The organism is Candidatus Nucleicultrix amoebiphila FS5 (genome assembly GCF_002117145.1).
Taxonomy (GTDB): domain Bacteria; phylum Pseudomonadota; class Alphaproteobacteria; order Caedimonadales; family Nucleicultricaceae; genus Nucleicultrix; species Nucleicultrix amoebiphila.
Genome location: NZ_CP008743.1, coordinates 1,781,121 through 1,796,247, shown reverse-complemented (window position 1 = coordinate 1,796,247; position 15,127 = coordinate 1,781,121). Strand labels below are relative to the sequence as shown.

The following is a 15,127-nucleotide window of genomic DNA, read 5'->3' as shown; positions in this document are numbered from 1 at the left end:
GAGTAAGATACGTTAAAGAAGTAATAGGTCATTAAGATCTTAAGACCACACAGTAAACGATCTTTTAAAAGGAAGAGGGTTAGTTGCCCGCCGGCCCAGGACCTTTTAAGAAGATTTTTAGAGTGTTAAAAGAATTTTTCCCCGGGGAAAGAGCTTCGAAGGAAGAGAAGATTTGAGAGAAGAGTCTCCCTTTGAAAACGGTATCATGCTCTTTCCTCCCTCAGCGTCCTGAGCCATCCCAGGCGATGGGGGAGTGAAAGGGTCATCACCCAACAAGAACAATAAAAAACATCGTCAGAAAATGTCATCACGCGATTCTTTCAGAACCGCGGAGCGATTCAGCGTGTTTATGTGTAACCAAACCACGTCCCTGCGAGGCCCCTTGGCCGCGGCAGTCCATATTGCTTATTTAACTGGATCACGTCGCTTCGCTCGTGATGACGAGAGTGGGAAGAGACGCCATGACCTTCTTTCTTCGTCATCGCGAACCCTCGAAGAGGGTGTGGCGATCCATCTTGCTTTTCTAGAATGCGTCCCTGCCCTATCTCCCCGATAGACACCAACGTGCTGCCTTTAGCTATAAAAATTTGGCGAGCTACTGCTAGAATTCCTGTATACTTCTCCCATGATAGAAAAACCGTCTCTTTCAGAGCAACGCCTTATTGAGTGCCTAAAGATCAATTATGGCATTGAAGTTGCTACGCTTACCTCCCTTCTTCTGGGGGCGGATATGCATGCGTCAGTCTATAAAGCTCAAACGCATGATCAGTCCTCTTATTTCGTAAAGTTAAAACAGGAGCATCCCCAGGATATCAGCACTATCATAATTGGGGTGTTACGTAATGCTGGCATTCAACACATTATCCCCATCGTTAAAACAATCCATGGCAAAGAAACTCAGCCCATTGACGACTTTACCCTGATTGTATCCCCCTTTGTCGGTGGGTGTGACGGATTTAGTCGTGATCTAACGAATGATCAATGGTATACGCTCGGCAAAGTGATGAAAAAAATTCATGACATTAATGTGCCGGGCGCTATTCAAGCCACGATCCGGCAAGAATCTTACTCACCCAAATGGCGACAAGCCGTGCGATCGCTCTATCCGCTTATTGAGTCTGAACCGAAGGGGGATACGATTGCCGTTAACTTGCTGACATTTATGAAGCAGCATATAGCTGCCATTCATCGGCTGGTCGATCGCGCTGAACAATTGGCCCAAATGGCCCAAGATCAATCACCTCAATTCGTGCTGTGCCATTCTGATCTTCATGGCGGTAATATATTAATAGATAAAAACGATACTCTCTACATAGTGGATTGGGATGACCCTATCCTAGCACCTAAAGAGCGTGATCTCATGTTTATTGGGGGAGGTGTTGCTAATGTTTGGAATAAGCCCCATGAGCAAGAGTTGTTTTATAAAGGCTATGGAAAGACCGACGTTAATAGGACACTCTTGGCATATTACCGACATGAACGCATCGTAGAAGACATAGCACTCTATGGTCAGCAGTTACTTCTAACGATGGCAGGAGGCCAGGATCGAAGTAATTGGTATCAACACTTCATCGCCCAGTTTGATCCTCAAGGCGTGGTCGAAATAGCCTTTAAAACAGATGAGGAACTTACCCTATAGATTTAAATTTTGGTTAACTCCACCATATCCTTTCTATAGGAGCAGGTGGAGTTCACTGCAAGGCCAGACTCTTTCATGACCAGCTGAATATATTATTTAAAAAGATCAAAAAATTTCCACTTATTCTTAGGGTGTTTTACGGGTACGCGCATTTCTTGCTCCGTTTGCCAGGCCTGTTGAGCGTTCCTTTCATAACCTTCTTTCTTTTTTGGATCCACAGTACGATGAGCGAGACCTTTATATATGTTCCACGCTAGATCATAGTGGCCTTGCGTAAGGCTGCATACGGCTAGTTCCTCCATATTTGAATCTGTTGGATTATGAAAAGCTTTTTTTTGCTTGAACGCAAACTCTTCCTTATAGTTTCCTTGATAAAAGTTCTGCTTCGCTTGCGCATCTAATCTTTGTTCATAGGGAGAAGGTGTAAGAGAGTTTTTTGACGTGCTTGATTTCTTTTTACGTTCTGCTCCTTTTGATTCCTCCCAAAGGTGCGTAGCATGAACACTTGAACTAACAATTCCTAAAACACATAAACAAAGTGACAATCTTTTTTTTAACATTTTAATTCTTTCAGTTTGCAGATACACAAAATTCCTTAAGGTCATTAAAAAGCATTCTGATTCCTTCCTAACGGGAAAAAGCAGACCTTTCATATGACGAATAGGAAACATTCAAAAAATTATAACACTTTTACTTATTAAATCAATCTTCTGTGATGCATTTATTCGCACACCTTATCCTTACTTTAGAAAAATTGAGGTTTATTGATTATTGAGAGCCTCAACCTCATAGCACACTTCTCAACGTACAACTGCAGACCCTTTTGATCTTTGCTAAAGTGCTCTTCCTTTCTCCTTTAAAAAAATGTAAGAATGAATCATGTCTATTGTATCAGCCATTGTTACATATCTTATGGTTTGGTGGGTGGTTCTTTTTACAGTTCTACCTTGGAGAAATGAGCCTGTTTTACATCCTCTTCAAGGGCATGACAAAAGTGCTCCAAGAAACCCTCAAATTCTTTTCAAACTATTGATCACCACTCTAATAAGCTCGATACTATCGGCTATTATATATTTCCTGATTAAAAACACCTTTATTACTTTAAATTAATAAATTTTTAAATATTAATTTCATAAAATTTGTTGAAAATTCTATATCTATTCTTACATGTAAGAAAAAATGCGATTAAAATTAATGTAAGAAATGAATCTATATTAATTAAAATTTAACTAGTCTTCTGCGAAAATAACAATATATGCAGAATGAAAGATAGGAACTATGAAACAAGTCTATTTTGACACAATTATGCTCATTGAGAGGCTGCATCGTCAATTCTTGGAAGTTGTGCGCGTTGAGCTTGATCGTATTAACGTAACCGATATTACAAACATTCAGTGCTTTATCCTTTATAACATTGGTAAAACACGCTTGAGTGTAGGTGAAGTTTCCAATCGTGGGTATTATTTGGGTTCAAACGTAACGTATAATTTAAAGAAGATGGTTGAAAACGGATACTTAGTTCAGGAACAATCTCCCCATGATCGCCGGTCAAGCTACATTAGTCTTTCTAAAAAAGGCGAAACACTGTACGACCGCATCGAGACAATTTTTACTGAGCATGCCAAAAACCTTAAACACAATGGGATCAGCGATGAAGATATCAAACACATGAAATCTTTATTACAAAAACTAGAGGGATTCTGGACGTTTACTGCTACTCACGAAGTACGCTTTTAGAAAAAAAAAAGAAAAACAAACAAGAAAGAAATAACCCGAAGGGTGTTTATCCTTCGGGTTATTCATTTAAGCTTTGAATGCTCGGGTATGCGCCTTTCTTATGAAAGACCACCAAATCACTAAAAGATTAGCTATATTCAAAGCTAGAAAGTAAGTCGGCATTGCTTTCAGCGTTCCATTATGGAAATACCCCATCAACAAGGTAAATCCTGAAATGAGCAAGTAATAAACACATCCAAACACTGAAGCTGCTTGGCCAGCGTTCGTTCCATATTTTTGTAATGCCAACCCCAAACAATTGGGAATAATCAACGCATGTCCAAAAGCTGGAATCATGACCAAGCTGTAGGATATAATAATCGCACTCATTGGATCACGGTGTGAAATGACTTCTGATTGTGCAAGCACTGTAAACATCAATGTAAAAATGAAGTTAAACGTTGCTCCCATCATAATAATCTTTTCACCTTTGATACCTTTTTGGTTTAAGATCTTTGAGGTATAGGCTCCAAGCAGCAATGGCGCAGCAACACCAATACTCATCATGCCATAAACATCCGGTGTCATATTCAACATATCAATGAAGTAAAATGGCCCTTCTGCATAATAACTAAAGATGATGCCGTTGCTGGATCCCACAAGAAAAGCAAATCCCATGACTCGACGATCAGTGAGAATATCCTTGAGTCGCTCTATAAAGCTGCCTTTTGGTTGTGGAGAACCTCCTCCATGGGTTTCTGGTAAAGAACGCCATACCCAGGTAAGAGTCACTCCTCCCAAAAGGATTAGGAAAATAAAAACCGACTGCCAGCCATAAAACTTATCTAAATGTCCTCCAATGGTAGGTCCCAAAGCGGGCGAAAAAGCCAAAGCCATACTGATGGAAGAAAAGGCTTTACTTCTCTCTGACGGAGCAAAGGAATCGCGGGCAATAGCTTGCCCCAAAACTGATCCCGTGCTTCCCCCAAAAGCTTGAAGGAAGCGACTCGCTAATAAAGCTTCTATGGTTCCAGAAACGTAACAAAAGAAGCTAGCCAAGATATAAAGACCTATCCCCAGCATGAGAATAGATTTTCGACCATAGAGATCCGATAGATTGCCCCAAACAGCGACTCCTACGGCAAAGCCAAAGAGATAGATGGTTAAGGTAGACTCTGCCATATGGCACTCCACAAAGAAGCAGCGCGCCACATCGGGCAGAGAGGGCGTGTAGATGGTTTCAGTCACTTGTGGCAACGCCACAATCATAACGATCAAAGCCAACGCCACGCGTTTAGCATGTTTTTGTATCGACATTTTAATAACTCACAAATCTTGATTTTAATAAAAACAAAAGCTCCCCAGCTCACTCTCTTGCAAGCAGGCAACTCTTTTTAAGACAGGATGTCGACTAAGCGACTTTGATCAGGATAATCTTCATAATAAGAATAATATAAACATGCCGGACAGTATTGTAAAGGCCTATCGCTCAGGGATAATGAGAATTATTGTTAGCATTGCGATCTAAGATTTTTTCAGCTTATCTAAACATCAGAATGTTGTCATTTTATAGTTCTTTCTATAGTTTGAAAAATACAATAACAATTGACGCACTAAGGACAAGAAAGTTTTGAAAGAACATAGCGATTTTATTGTTTACGTTGATGAAAGCGGCGATCACAGTCTTACTTCGATTGACAATAAATACCCTATCTTTGTATTATCATTTTGCATATTTCACAAAGAAGAATATACCAATATAATTGTTCCTCAGCTAAAAAAACACAAATTTGAGAGATTTGGACACGATGCGTTTGTGTTACATGAACGCGATATAAGAAAACAAACAGGGCATTTTTCTTTCCTTCACAATGAAGCTCTAAAACACGAGTATTATAGCCAAATCAATGACTTGATTAGCAAAACTTCAATGGATATCATTGCAGCTGTCATCGATAAGAAAAAATTACAAAAACAGTATGCCCATCCAGACAATCCATATCATATGGCTCTTGGGTTCTGCCTTGAGCGATTATCCTGTTTTCTTAAACAAAAGAATCAAGAGAGTAAACTAACGCACATTCTTGTAGAAGCACGAGGAAAAAAGGAAGATAAAGATTTAGAACTAGAATATTGGAGAATCGTTAAAGGACAAAATCAGGCTAATAAATTAAATTATACAGTAGATAATGGACCTTTTCAAATACACTTCGTCTCAAAAATAGCTAATATGGCTGGAATGCAAATAGCTGATTTAGTAAGCAGGCCAATAGGCAGAAGCGTTATAAATCCTAACCAATCCAATCAAGCATGGGATATTCTTAAAAATAAACTTTTTGAAGGATTAAAAGTTTTCCCTTAACTCATAAAAAGCGAAAAACCCCGGTAAAACCGAGGCTATAACGCCGACCGGGAACCCCCAATCCACTTAAATCATTATATCGTGCAAAAAGTGCTTTTTACAAGAAAAATTTTATCTTGTTAAACTAGCTTAAGCACACACTAAGATTTAAAAATGTTTTTTATTAATCTCTGTAGTTGAAGGGTTATTTTTTCCCCCCCATTACCTTTTCAAAAGATTTTCAGTCACTTTTTTCTCAAAGCGCTTTATTTGTATTATTCGTCGAATGTTCTGCCTCTAATTTTTCTAAAACCAAGCTCTTTAAAAAATTTGTTTCACGCGCGGGAGAAAAATCTTGCAAAGCTTTTTCTTGATCCCATTTATCATATGAAAAATGCGGGCCCAATTTCCAAAGTTCTGATTCTGCAAATAGTCTGATAAAATAATTAACATTAGAAACTATTTCGTCCACAGCACTCCCTTCAAGCTCACATAAAGAATAGAATTCTACATTCTGGGGAAGAATTTTTTCATAGTTATCTTCTAGAAACTGTAACCCATTGAACATACCCAAGACGTTAATCGAAATTTTTGAGTACTCTTGACCAAGCCATTTCCTTAAAGTCATATTAAAACTAGCGATAGAAGCGCCAGACTCTACTATGTCAACAATGATTAACTTTTTCGTTCCTAAGGCCTGTTTTAGTCCTGTTTTTTCTAAGTAAGACAAATAGGCTTTTTCTTGTTGATCTGTGGGGATATCGATATCAAGATGCTTAAAATATTTTCTTCGCTCTGGATTAAGATCCCTAGGATAAGATTCTACTTGATTAAAAAGCTTTTCAAATGAATTAAAGTGATTTGCTTCGTCTTCTGAGTCAAAAGCTGTGAAATCTGGAACATAGGGCCTTCCAGAATAAGCGATATCAAAACATTTTCTCTGGCCCTCATATAAAGCTTTAAAGGCCATCCTCAACCATAAAGGGGTACGCCCTAAAAATACTATTGTTTCATCTGAGTCTGTGACTTCAAAAAGTTTCTGTGCTGCTTTTTTTAAATAATTTGACATCCGATCGGCTGTTTTTTGGTAAGTCAAATCGTCCTGACTACCTTTGAGAGAAAATATATTAAATTTTGTTTCTGGTGTTAAAGAATCTTTTTGTTTTTTCTGAGGCCCTTGTTCCTCTGAACAGTCATCACATCCAGATATTCTGTCGCTTTTTCTTTTAGCGGGCGTTGCACGTGTCTCTCCAACCTCTATGAAGGGATCACTTGTGTACGCATCACAATTAGATAGAATTGAAATTATTGCTAATATAATATGAAAATAAATCTTCAAAACACCCCCCAATGCTTAATATACGTATAATATTAAAATACAAATATTCAATCATTAGAGTAAAAATATACATGATAAATGCATGTAAGACGGACAATACTCTTTTCGGGAGATTTACCTACAACCTTAAGTTTTGAGAAGAGTATACTTAGATCGACCACTATTTTTCTGATTCGATCTTAGCTAAGGAAAAATTTTGCGGGTGTTTTATACCAATAAAGGTTCATTCAAAAATTTGGCTAACATATCTCATAAAAAAACACCCCTTCTTTTTGAGAAGGAGTGTTCTTTTGATCTAACGATCTTTTAAAACCTATTTTGCTCTCTTGAGAATCTTCAGCATTGAATCAATCTTATCGCCAACGACATTCTTAGAATCTTTTGCACCTTCCCAAGTTTGCACCATGTGCAGAAGACCGCTAATAACATCTGTCACTTGCGTCAGTTTTTTAGGATCGAATTTATCGCTCGCCCATTGAGTTTTCAGGACTGAAAGTTTCTCTGCCATTTCATCACCAAAATCATTGGCAATTTTAGCACCGCCTTTAATACTATCCGCTTCTTTTGCGATACGCTCAATAAATGAAACAAACGTATCTTTATAGCGTGCTGGTAATTGAGCAAAAATATCGCTTGTTTCAATAACGTCTTTCGCTTTGACAACAGTCTCAGAAACCGTTGTTGCAGCACGTATAATGGCCTCAGGAGCAGCTAATGCATCTTGCAGATCAACTTTCCCATCATGGTTAATATCGAGTAATTTACTGGAAAAAAATAACTTCAAGTCTTCACCGTTAAACTGCCCATCACCATTCACATCTAAGAGGTGAAGAAGGCGCGCAACTGACTCATGAACAAATTTACTGAGCTTACCGACTAAGGCCTTAAAATCTGAACTATCAACACGACCGTCGCCATTAATATCCAGAATGCTCAATTTCTTAGATGTAACTGAGCCAGAAGTTGATGCACCCACATCCTCTTTCACTTCGCTTGAAGCTAAGGATGGATTTGCGCTGCTGAGAGCGATCACACTGGTTAGAGCTAAAGCTAGATATTTAATTTTAATAGTCATCATTATCCTCCATTTTGGTTGTCTCCCCATGTAAGAAGGAAATTATTAATAATCTACTAATTATTTACTAAGTTTCCGTATTTAGTGGATAATAGGTTTTTAATTAATCTTCACAGCTTCTTAAGCTTTTGATTTTATAATAAAAATAGAACAACAAGAATAATCTTAGAGTTAAATGGAGGCGTTTTCATGAAGGTAAAAAATATTATGACGCGTAAGGTTGATTTCGTTTCTCCTGAAATCACCGTCGCAGAAGCTGCACGCCACATGCGTAAGCTAAATATTGGTTTTTTACTCGTTGCAGAAAACGATCGGCTGATTGGCACTCTAACCGATAGAGATATTGTTATTACGGCTGTTGCAATGGGCAAGGATGTTAACAAAACTTTGGTTCGTCACGTGATGTCCGTGGGTGTTTTGTATTGTTCTGAAGATGATGATATTGAAGAAGCTGCTCACAACTTGGGACGCAATCAAGTCCAAAGAATGCCAGTCCTGAATGATGAAAAGCGTCTTGTTGGTGTTATTTCCCTATGTGACCTGTGTGTTAAAGGTTCTAAACATGCAGGAGCCGAAGCTCTTTATGAAATCTCGCAACGGGCGTTTCATTAAATATGGAGAAAAGGTGAACATAATTCATCTTTTCTCCAAGTTCGAAGAATACAGATTTATTGACGTATTCCTTCAATGATGCTTAATTTTGTTGAGGTTGGTAAAACACGGTTCAGTGTAAATCCTGCACTTTCTAAAAGAAGGCGAAATTCTTCGCGTGTACGTTCGCGCCCTTCTCCCAAAGACATCATGATCAAATCTCCATCTTTGAGTATATTGGGCTTTGAAGAATCCTCAAGCACCACATCAACAATAAGAACTTTACCTTCTTTGGGCAGGGCTTTTGCTGAATTACGCAAAATTAAATGACAATTTTCATCACTCCAATTATGAAAGACGCGCTTCATAACATGAATATCCGCGCCTTCAGGTATTTGATCAAAAAAACTTCCCCCCACAACCTTATAGCGATCTTGATGGGTTGTCAGACTTAGAGAAGTTTGCGCTTTTACAGTTGCTGGCAAATCAAAGAGTATGCCTTGTATAGATTGATTTTCTTTGAGAACAGTCGCCAAAAAACCGCCATAACTTCCCCCCACATCCATGACACACCTTGCGCCAGAAAAATCATAACACTTTGGAATTTCACTATCTTCAACCACAGAAAAATTTCCCATACCTGCATTAAAACGTTCATGGGCTTTAGGATTGCCTTCTAGGTAATCATAAAAACCCATACCATTCAGAGCATTAAAAGGCGTCTTACCATTTTTTACCGCCATATCGAGGGCCCCTACCGATTCCCATCGCTTTGAATCCATTTCCTTAGCAACCGCTGCACGCAACGACTGTGGATGGTCTGATCGTAAAAATTCAGATTGTTCAGTGAGATAAAAAGTTCCATCTGAATTCTTTTTAAAAACTTCATGGCTTTCAAGGACCATCATCAATCTTTTTAAATTGAGAACATGAGCTCCCAATCTGTTTGCAAGATCATCAATTCCCATGGGCTGTTGGTGCAGAATATCAGCAATCTTAAGATCCGCTGCAATTTGAATAGCGCGCGCTTTCAAGTGTCCATAAGCATTAAACAGTAACTCATCTTTTGCCGTATTAAATCTTTTAGAAGACACTTTTATTTCTGCTTCTGATTTTATGTCTGAAGCTTGAAGCACTGCAATGCTACAAACACTTCCATAAAGAAGTGTCGTTGATAATAGTAGTGCTGGTCTAAAATTTTTTACGAAGTTCATTTCTATCTCCTTGATTGAATGTTCGGTCAATAACCGCTTAAAAAAGCTGTTGAATGATCGTTCAATTAACCATATAGTACCTCTAAATTCTAAATGCAAGAAAAAATTGAATGATCGTTCAATAAAGAGGAAAGCATGGTAAAAAAAGGATCTAAGAAACTACCGGAACAAAAAAATGAAGAATCCACTGCGGATAAAATCCTAATATCTGCCCAAAAATTATTTGTTGCCCATGGATTTGCTGGCACTTCTATCAGTGATATTGCAAATGACGCAAAGATCAATAAAAGTCTTATCTACCATCACTTTGAAAATAAAGAAAAGTTATGGCTAAAAGTAAAAGATACGATGGTAGAAAAATTCTCACCCGATCTACAATCCTATGGTCAGCACACACACGGTGCAAAAGTAACGCTAAGATCATTTATTGAAGATTTCGTGACGAAAAGATTTGAGTTCTATCTAAACAATCCCGATATGGTACGTCTCATTCATTGGCAACGCATCGAAGATAAAGAAAAACCTCTGACCAAAGATCGCTTAAGTAGCAGCCTGTCCATTATCTCTCAAAACACTATCGAAGAGCTGCAAAAAAAGAAAGAAATCAGAAACGATGTGCCCACTGATTTAATCCGTGCCTTTATTCTGACCACAACCTCCGCCATATTTTTGATTCAACCTCACCTTCTCTACGGAGCAAAAGATAAAAAAATAGCCAAAAAGTACTTAGAATTACTCATTGATTCTCTTATGGATGGTTTACGTCCACGGAAACCTTGACAGGACTGTTTCAAACCGTTAAGTGATAGTTCATTAATTATTTGATCTGAGTGGGAGAGAGTCCATGAAAGTTGTAAATTCACTAAAATCCATGAAAACTCGTCATAAAAATTGCCGAGTGATTCGTCGTAAGGGCCGTGTTTATGTCATTAATAAAACCAACCCTCGTTTTAAAGCTCGTCAAGGTTAATAGAAAACATTTAGGATAGTCCATGGCACGCGTTACCGTTGAAGATTGTATTGAAAAAGTCCAGAACCGTTTTGAATTGGTTGTTTTAGCAGCCTTTCGTACGAGACAAATTTCAGCGGGAGCTCCTCTCACGATTGAACGCGATAAAGATAAAAATCCTGTTATTTCCCTACGTGAAATTGCTGAAGAGACCATAAAAGTCCCAGATCTTCGGGATGGAGTCATGAGCGGCTTTCGTCGCGTTGTTGAAGTTGAACCCGAGGAAGAACAGCTCGTCGACCTTTTGGAGCAAGAAATTGCTAGCACAATTATTCCTTCACAACCTATGCGTCTTGAAGATCTAGATGATAATGAGCCTGAAGACGATCTTGAAGAAGAAGGTGTGGAAGATTTCGGCGGAGAAAGCGACGAAGCCTCTGAATAGCTTGTAATATAAGATTTTTCCTTCCTTTTCACTCATCAAACTGTTAAAATTTAAATAAAATAAGTTCAACTAAACGCAAGCCTTAAATTAAGTAGGGCTTGTGATTATTTTTTATTTAAGGCTTAGCCTAGGAAAAGGAAAAAAATGATTCGGCAATTTGAGCTTGTCGAAAAAGTCAAAGCTTATAACCCAAATGTCGATGAAGAGCTCTTAAACAGAGCTTATGTTTTTTCCATGAAAGCTCATGGAAGTCAAATCCGTGAGTCTGGTGATCCCTATTTTTCTCATCCCTTAGAAGTTGCTGGCATCCTCAGCGATATGAAAATGGACTTAGCAACCATTATTACTGGGCTCTTACATGATACTATCGAAGATACTATTGCCACCCGCGATGAAATTAAAACTTTATTTGGTGAAGAAATCGCAACCCTTGTAGATGGGGTCACCAAACTTACAAAAATTGAATTACAATCAGATAAAACCAAACAGGCCGAAAATTTTCGTAAGCTTGTATTAGCCATGTCCAATGATATTCGTGTTTTATTGGTCAAATTGGCAGATCGTCTCCACAATATGCGCACCCTGCATTTTGTTAAATTAGAAGAAAAGCGTCGTCGCATAGCACGAGAAACGATTGAAATTTACGCCCCTCTTTCTGCACGTCTTGGCATTCACCATTTCAAAGAAGAACTAGAAGATCTGGCTTTCAAAATTCTCAATCCCGATGCGCGTGAATCAATTTTAGCCCGTTTAAGATTCCTAGAAAAAGAAGGAGATCAAAATCTTATTCAAAGCATCATCCAAGAACTTAGCGAAGTTCTGGAAAAAAATTCTTTGAAAGCTGAAATTTCAGGTCGGGTCAAAACGCCCTATTCTATTTGGCTTAAGATGCAAAAAAAGAATGTTACTTTTGAACAACTCGCCGATATTATGGCTTTTCGTGTAGTTGTTCCTGAGTTAAGCGATACCTATCAAGCGCTCGGCATTATCCATAGCGCTTACTCAGTCATTCCTGGTCGATTTAAGGATTATATTAGTACACCAAAACCAAATGGTTATCAGTCTATTCATACCACCGTCATTGGTCCTAAAAAGCAAAAAATTGAAATCCAAATCCGCACAAAACAAATGCATGAAATTGCAGAATACGGTGTTGCAGCGCATTGGCAATATAAAGAAGGCCGAACTCCTGAAGTCCAAGAATATCAATGGTTGAGAAGTCTTCTGGAAATTCTTGAACACGCCTCAGGACCTGAAGAATTTTTAGAGCATACCAAACTTGAGATGTTTCAAGATCAGGTTTTTTGTTTTACACCAGCCGGTGATTTAATAGCTTTACCGAAAGGTGCGACATCTATCGACTTTGCCTATGCAATTCACTCTGAAATAGGGAATCATTGTGTTGGAGCAAAAATAAATGGACGCATGGTTCCTTTAAGAACCATTCTGAATAATGGGGATCAAGTTGAAATTATCACCTCAAAAACTCAGACCCCTTCTCCTACTTGGGAACGCTTTGTTATTACAGGCAAAGCAAGTGCTAACATCAGACGTTTTATAAGAACACAACAGCGTTCACAATATATAAACCTAGGAAAATCAATTTTAACCAAAGCATTTCAGCACGAACATCTGACTTATTCTGAAAAAGATATTGAGAAAGTTCTGAATAAATTTCAATCAGAAAGCATGGAAGACCTGTTTGCTCTTATTGGCGAGGGACGCTATACCAGTTATGAAATCATTCGTACTGTTCACCCAGATTATAATCTCAAGTACCCACCCAAATCTAGAGATTCCATAACCAAAGTTCCCGAAGGAACGAAAGATGTTTTAGACACTTTTATTTCGATTCGAGGACTTATCCCTGGCATGGCAGTCCATTTTGCACGTTGTTGCCATCCTCTTCCTGGCGATAAAATTGTGGGAATAATTGTTACAGGTCGCGGCGTTACTATTCATACTTATGATTGCGAAAATTTAAAGAACTATGCAGAAGAACCTGAACGCTGGATTGATGTTGCGTGGGATACAAAAGAAGAACAGCAACAAGAAATGCATACAGGACGTTTATCCCTTGTTCTTTTTAACCAACCTGGCTCACTTGCCGCAATTACGACCACCATCAGCAAAAATCATGGTAACATTGTGAACCTTAAATTTACGCATCGCTCAGAGAATTTTGTAGATATCATGATCGATATTGAAGTTAAGAATTCTGAACACTTGAGCATTATTATGGCTGCTTTGCGCGCTTGTCCTCTCGTAAGCTCCGTTGATCGGGCAAAATCCTAATGATTGAAATTGTTCTCAGTCTAAAACTAGAGTAACATCATACATAATATTCAATAAAAATTGGGCTTTTAAGTGATTACGTTTCACCCTATATTTTTTTCCTCTGGGCTTTTTTTAACTGCCCTTTCATTAGCTATGGTTCCGCCTCTCATCACGGATTACATGCATGAAGATATTAATTGGCAAGCGTTTGCAATTTCCATCGGCATCACCTTGTTTTCTGGACTTTTATTAACGCTCGCCAATCGCCCTTCTGGCAATGTGCGTCTTTCTGTTCGCGATACATTTTTGCTTACGGCAATTAATTGGTTGTTAATGGCTTTTTTCTCAGCACTGCCTTTTATCTATTCTAACAGCACCAACACCCTCACTGATTCATTTTTTGAAGCTATCTCAGGTCTGACAACAACGGGAGCAACTGTTCTCCATGGGCTCGATTTTACATCCCCTGGAATTGTTTTATGGCGCTCACTTTTACAATGGTTTGGGGGTATTGGTATCATTATTACTGCGCTTACAGTCATGCCTATTCTGAAAATCGGCGGTATGCAATTATTTCGTAATGAGTTTTCTGATCGCTCTGAAAAAATTCTCCCTCATGCTTCTCAAATCGCGACAGCCATACTGCTCACTTATCTTTTCTTTACAGTCATTTGTGGATTTTGTTTGTGGTTCGCAGGAATGGACATTTTAGAAGCCGTGTGTCATGCCCTCTCTACCATCTCAACTGGAGGATTTTCAACGGTTTCAACTTCGATTTCACATTTTAACAGCGTTGCTATTGAGATTATCTTAATGGTGTTTATGATCATTGGAAGTATTACTTTAATTCTCTTTGTACGTCTTTTTCAAGGAGAACCACAGGAACTTTGGAGAGATACTCAAGTACGTACATTTCTGGCCATTATTGTTATTGCCAGCATAAGCTTGACTCTATGGCGTTGGAACGAAGGCACTGAATTCTTAACTTCTCTTCGTGAATCGGCATTTAATACAATTTCCGTCATTACTACCACTGGTTATAGTTCTTCTGACTATCATCAGTGGGGAAGTTTTCCCATCACCTTCTTCTTTCTTCTTATGATGATTGGGGGATGTACGGGTTCAACATCCGGCGGTATTAAAGTATTTCGCTATCAAATTATGTTCTCCGTTGCGCGCAGTCAAATTGCACAAATGCGCCGTCCTCATGGTGTTTTTCTCGCTTCCTATAATCACAAGCCTATTCCAGAAGGAATTTTTATTTCTGTTTTTACTTTTTTTGCGCTGTTTGTCCTTTGTTTTGGATCGCTTGCAATTACTCTTTCCCTTTATGATTTGGATTTTCTCACCTGCACTTCGGCAGCCATTGCTGCGTTAAATAATATTGGTCCTGGCCTTGGTGATCTTATTGGACCCGATGGAACTTATGCCCCCCTTCCTGATTCAGCCAAATGGCTTTTAATGATTGGCATGATTTTAGGGAGGCTTGAATACGTCACAATCCTAATCTTGTTCTCACCAGGTTTTTGGAAAAATTAAAT

At 38.6% G+C, this 15,127-nt stretch carries 15 protein-coding genes; 10 read left to right on the top strand and 5 right to left on the bottom strand.

Features of this window, described 5'->3' with window-relative positions:
* Positions 1-625 precede the first annotated feature (625 nt).
* A complete protein-coding gene (locus GQ61_RS08875; RefSeq protein WP_085784990.1) occupies positions 626-1,639 on the top strand; it encodes an aminoglycoside phosphotransferase family protein in 1,014 nt (337 codons plus the stop codon).
* A 92-nt stretch (positions 1,640-1,731) separates the two neighbouring features.
* Here the strand turns inward: GQ61_RS08875 and GQ61_RS08870 are convergent, their stop codons facing one another.
* Positions 1,732-2,199, bottom strand: a complete 468-nt coding sequence (locus tag GQ61_RS08870) for a hypothetical protein (RefSeq protein ID WP_157111184.1) — start codon at positions 2,197-2,199, stop codon at positions 1,732-1,734.
* A gap of 319 nt (positions 2,200-2,518) precedes the next feature.
* Here GQ61_RS08870 and GQ61_RS08865 point away from each other — a divergent pair, with 319 nt between their 5' ends.
* Together GQ61_RS08865 and GQ61_RS08860 are read left to right on the top strand one after the other, a co-directional pair.
* Complete coding sequence (locus GQ61_RS08865) at positions 2,519-2,749, top strand: DUF1467 family protein (protein WP_085784988.1); 231 nt, start codon at positions 2,519-2,521, stop codon at positions 2,747-2,749.
* A gap of 168 nt (positions 2,750-2,917) precedes the next feature.
* Positions 2,918-3,376 (top strand): MarR family winged helix-turn-helix transcriptional regulator, encoded by a 459-nt coding sequence (locus tag GQ61_RS08860; RefSeq protein ID WP_085784987.1) that lies wholly within the window; start codon positions 2,918-2,920, stop codon positions 3,374-3,376.
* Between the two features lie 66 nt (positions 3,377-3,442).
* Here GQ61_RS08860 and GQ61_RS08855 read toward each other — a convergent pair whose 3' ends face one another.
* Positions 3,443-4,672, bottom strand: a complete 1,230-nt coding sequence (locus tag GQ61_RS08855; RefSeq protein WP_085784986.1) for a multidrug effflux MFS transporter — start codon at positions 4,670-4,672, stop codon at positions 3,443-3,445.
* A 313-nt stretch (positions 4,673-4,985) separates the two neighbouring features.
* On the opposite strand from GQ61_RS08855, the gene GQ61_RS08850 reads away from it, so the two are divergent.
* Positions 4,986-5,717 (top strand): DUF3800 domain-containing protein, encoded by a 732-nt coding sequence (locus GQ61_RS08850; RefSeq protein WP_085784985.1) that lies wholly within the window; start codon positions 4,986-4,988, stop codon positions 5,715-5,717.
* A gap of 235 nt (positions 5,718-5,952) precedes the next feature.
* Here the strand turns inward: GQ61_RS08850 and GQ61_RS08845 are convergent, their stop codons facing one another.
* Together GQ61_RS08845 and GQ61_RS08840 are read right to left on the bottom strand one after the other, a co-directional pair.
* A complete protein-coding gene (locus GQ61_RS08845; RefSeq protein ID WP_085784984.1) occupies positions 5,953-7,035 on the bottom strand; it encodes a hypothetical protein in 1,083 nt (360 codons plus the stop codon).
* 313 nt (positions 7,036-7,348) lie between these two features.
* On the bottom strand, positions 7,349-8,113 hold the full coding sequence (locus tag GQ61_RS08840) for a dockerin type I domain-containing protein (protein WP_198157334.1): 765 nt from the start codon (positions 8,111-8,113) through the stop codon (positions 7,349-7,351).
* A gap of 186 nt (positions 8,114-8,299) precedes the next feature.
* Between GQ61_RS08840 and GQ61_RS08835 the strand changes: the two genes are divergently transcribed.
* A complete protein-coding gene (locus GQ61_RS08835; RefSeq protein ID WP_085784982.1) occupies positions 8,300-8,722 on the top strand; it encodes a CBS domain-containing protein in 423 nt (140 codons plus the stop codon).
* Positions 8,723-8,778: 56 nt separating this feature from the next.
* Here the strand turns inward: GQ61_RS08835 and GQ61_RS08830 are convergent, their stop codons facing one another.
* Positions 8,779-9,915 carry a methyltransferase gene (locus tag GQ61_RS08830; RefSeq protein ID WP_085784981.1) on the bottom strand — a complete coding sequence of 379 codons (1,137 nt, stop codon included), beginning with the start codon at positions 9,913-9,915 and terminating at the stop codon, positions 8,779-8,781.
* Between the two features lie 135 nt (positions 9,916-10,050).
* Between GQ61_RS08830 and GQ61_RS08825 the strand changes: the two genes are divergently transcribed.
* The 5 genes from GQ61_RS08825 to GQ61_RS08805 all read left to right on the top strand — a co-directional run bounded on the left by GQ61_RS08825 (position 10,051) and on the right by GQ61_RS08805 (position 15,125).
* Positions 10,051-10,695, top strand: coding sequence for a TetR/AcrR family transcriptional regulator (locus GQ61_RS08825; protein ID WP_085784980.1), 645 nt, complete (start codon positions 10,051-10,053; stop codon positions 10,693-10,695).
* A 64-nt stretch (positions 10,696-10,759) separates the two neighbouring features.
* On the top strand, positions 10,760-10,885 hold the full coding sequence (ykgO, locus tag GQ61_RS08820) for a type B 50S ribosomal protein L36 (RefSeq protein WP_085784979.1): 126 nt from the start codon (positions 10,760-10,762) through the stop codon (positions 10,883-10,885).
* A gap of 22 nt (positions 10,886-10,907) precedes the next feature.
* The gene (rpoZ, locus tag GQ61_RS09460; RefSeq protein ID WP_085784978.1) at positions 10,908-11,309 is read left to right on the top strand and encodes a DNA-directed RNA polymerase subunit omega; all 402 of its coding nucleotides are present in this window, start codon (positions 10,908-10,910) and stop codon (positions 11,307-11,309) included.
* Between the two features lie 144 nt (positions 11,310-11,453).
* Positions 11,454-13,604, top strand: coding sequence for a RelA/SpoT family protein (locus GQ61_RS08810; RefSeq protein ID WP_085784977.1), 2,151 nt, complete (start codon positions 11,454-11,456; stop codon positions 13,602-13,604).
* Between the two features lie 72 nt (positions 13,605-13,676).
* Positions 13,677-15,125: a TrkH family potassium uptake protein gene (locus tag GQ61_RS08805; protein WP_085784976.1), complete on the top strand. Its 1,449-nt coding sequence runs from the start codon at positions 13,677-13,679 to the stop codon at positions 15,123-15,125.
* Positions 15,126-15,127 lie beyond the last annotated feature (2 nt).

Bases quoted from the DNA above. Each gene is read 5' to 3' on its own strand.
- GQ61_RS08875 (WP_085784990.1), top strand. From the start codon at position 626: ATGATAGAAAAACCGTCTCTTTCAGAGCAACGCCTTATTGAGTGCCTA.
- GQ61_RS08870 (WP_157111184.1), bottom strand. From the start codon at position 2,199: ATGTTAAAAAAAAGATTGTCACTTTGTTTATGTGTTTTAGGAATTGTT.
- GQ61_RS08865 (WP_085784988.1), top strand. From the start codon at position 2,519: ATGTCTATTGTATCAGCCATTGTTACATATCTTATGGTTTGGTGGGTG.
- GQ61_RS08860 (WP_085784987.1), top strand. From the start codon at position 2,918: ATGAAACAAGTCTATTTTGACACAATTATGCTCATTGAGAGGCTGCAT.
- GQ61_RS08855 (WP_085784986.1), bottom strand. From the start codon at position 4,672: ATGTCGATACAAAAACATGCTAAACGCGTGGCGTTGGCTTTGATCGTT.
- GQ61_RS08840 (WP_198157334.1), bottom strand. From the start codon at position 8,113: ATGATGACTATTAAAATTAAATATCTAGCTTTAGCTCTAACCAGTGTG.
- GQ61_RS08835 (WP_085784982.1), top strand. From the start codon at position 8,300: ATGAAGGTAAAAAATATTATGACGCGTAAGGTTGATTTCGTTTCTCCT.
- GQ61_RS08830 (WP_085784981.1), bottom strand. From the start codon at position 9,915: ATGAACTTCGTAAAAAATTTTAGACCAGCACTACTATTATCAACGACA.
- GQ61_RS08825 (WP_085784980.1), top strand. From the start codon at position 10,051: ATGGTAAAAAAAGGATCTAAGAAACTACCGGAACAAAAAAATGAAGAA.
- ykgO (WP_085784979.1), top strand. From the start codon at position 10,760: ATGAAAGTTGTAAATTCACTAAAATCCATGAAAACTCGTCATAAAAAT.
- rpoZ (WP_085784978.1), top strand. From the start codon at position 10,908: ATGGCACGCGTTACCGTTGAAGATTGTATTGAAAAAGTCCAGAACCGT.
- GQ61_RS08810 (WP_085784977.1), top strand. From the start codon at position 11,454: ATGATTCGGCAATTTGAGCTTGTCGAAAAAGTCAAAGCTTATAACCCA.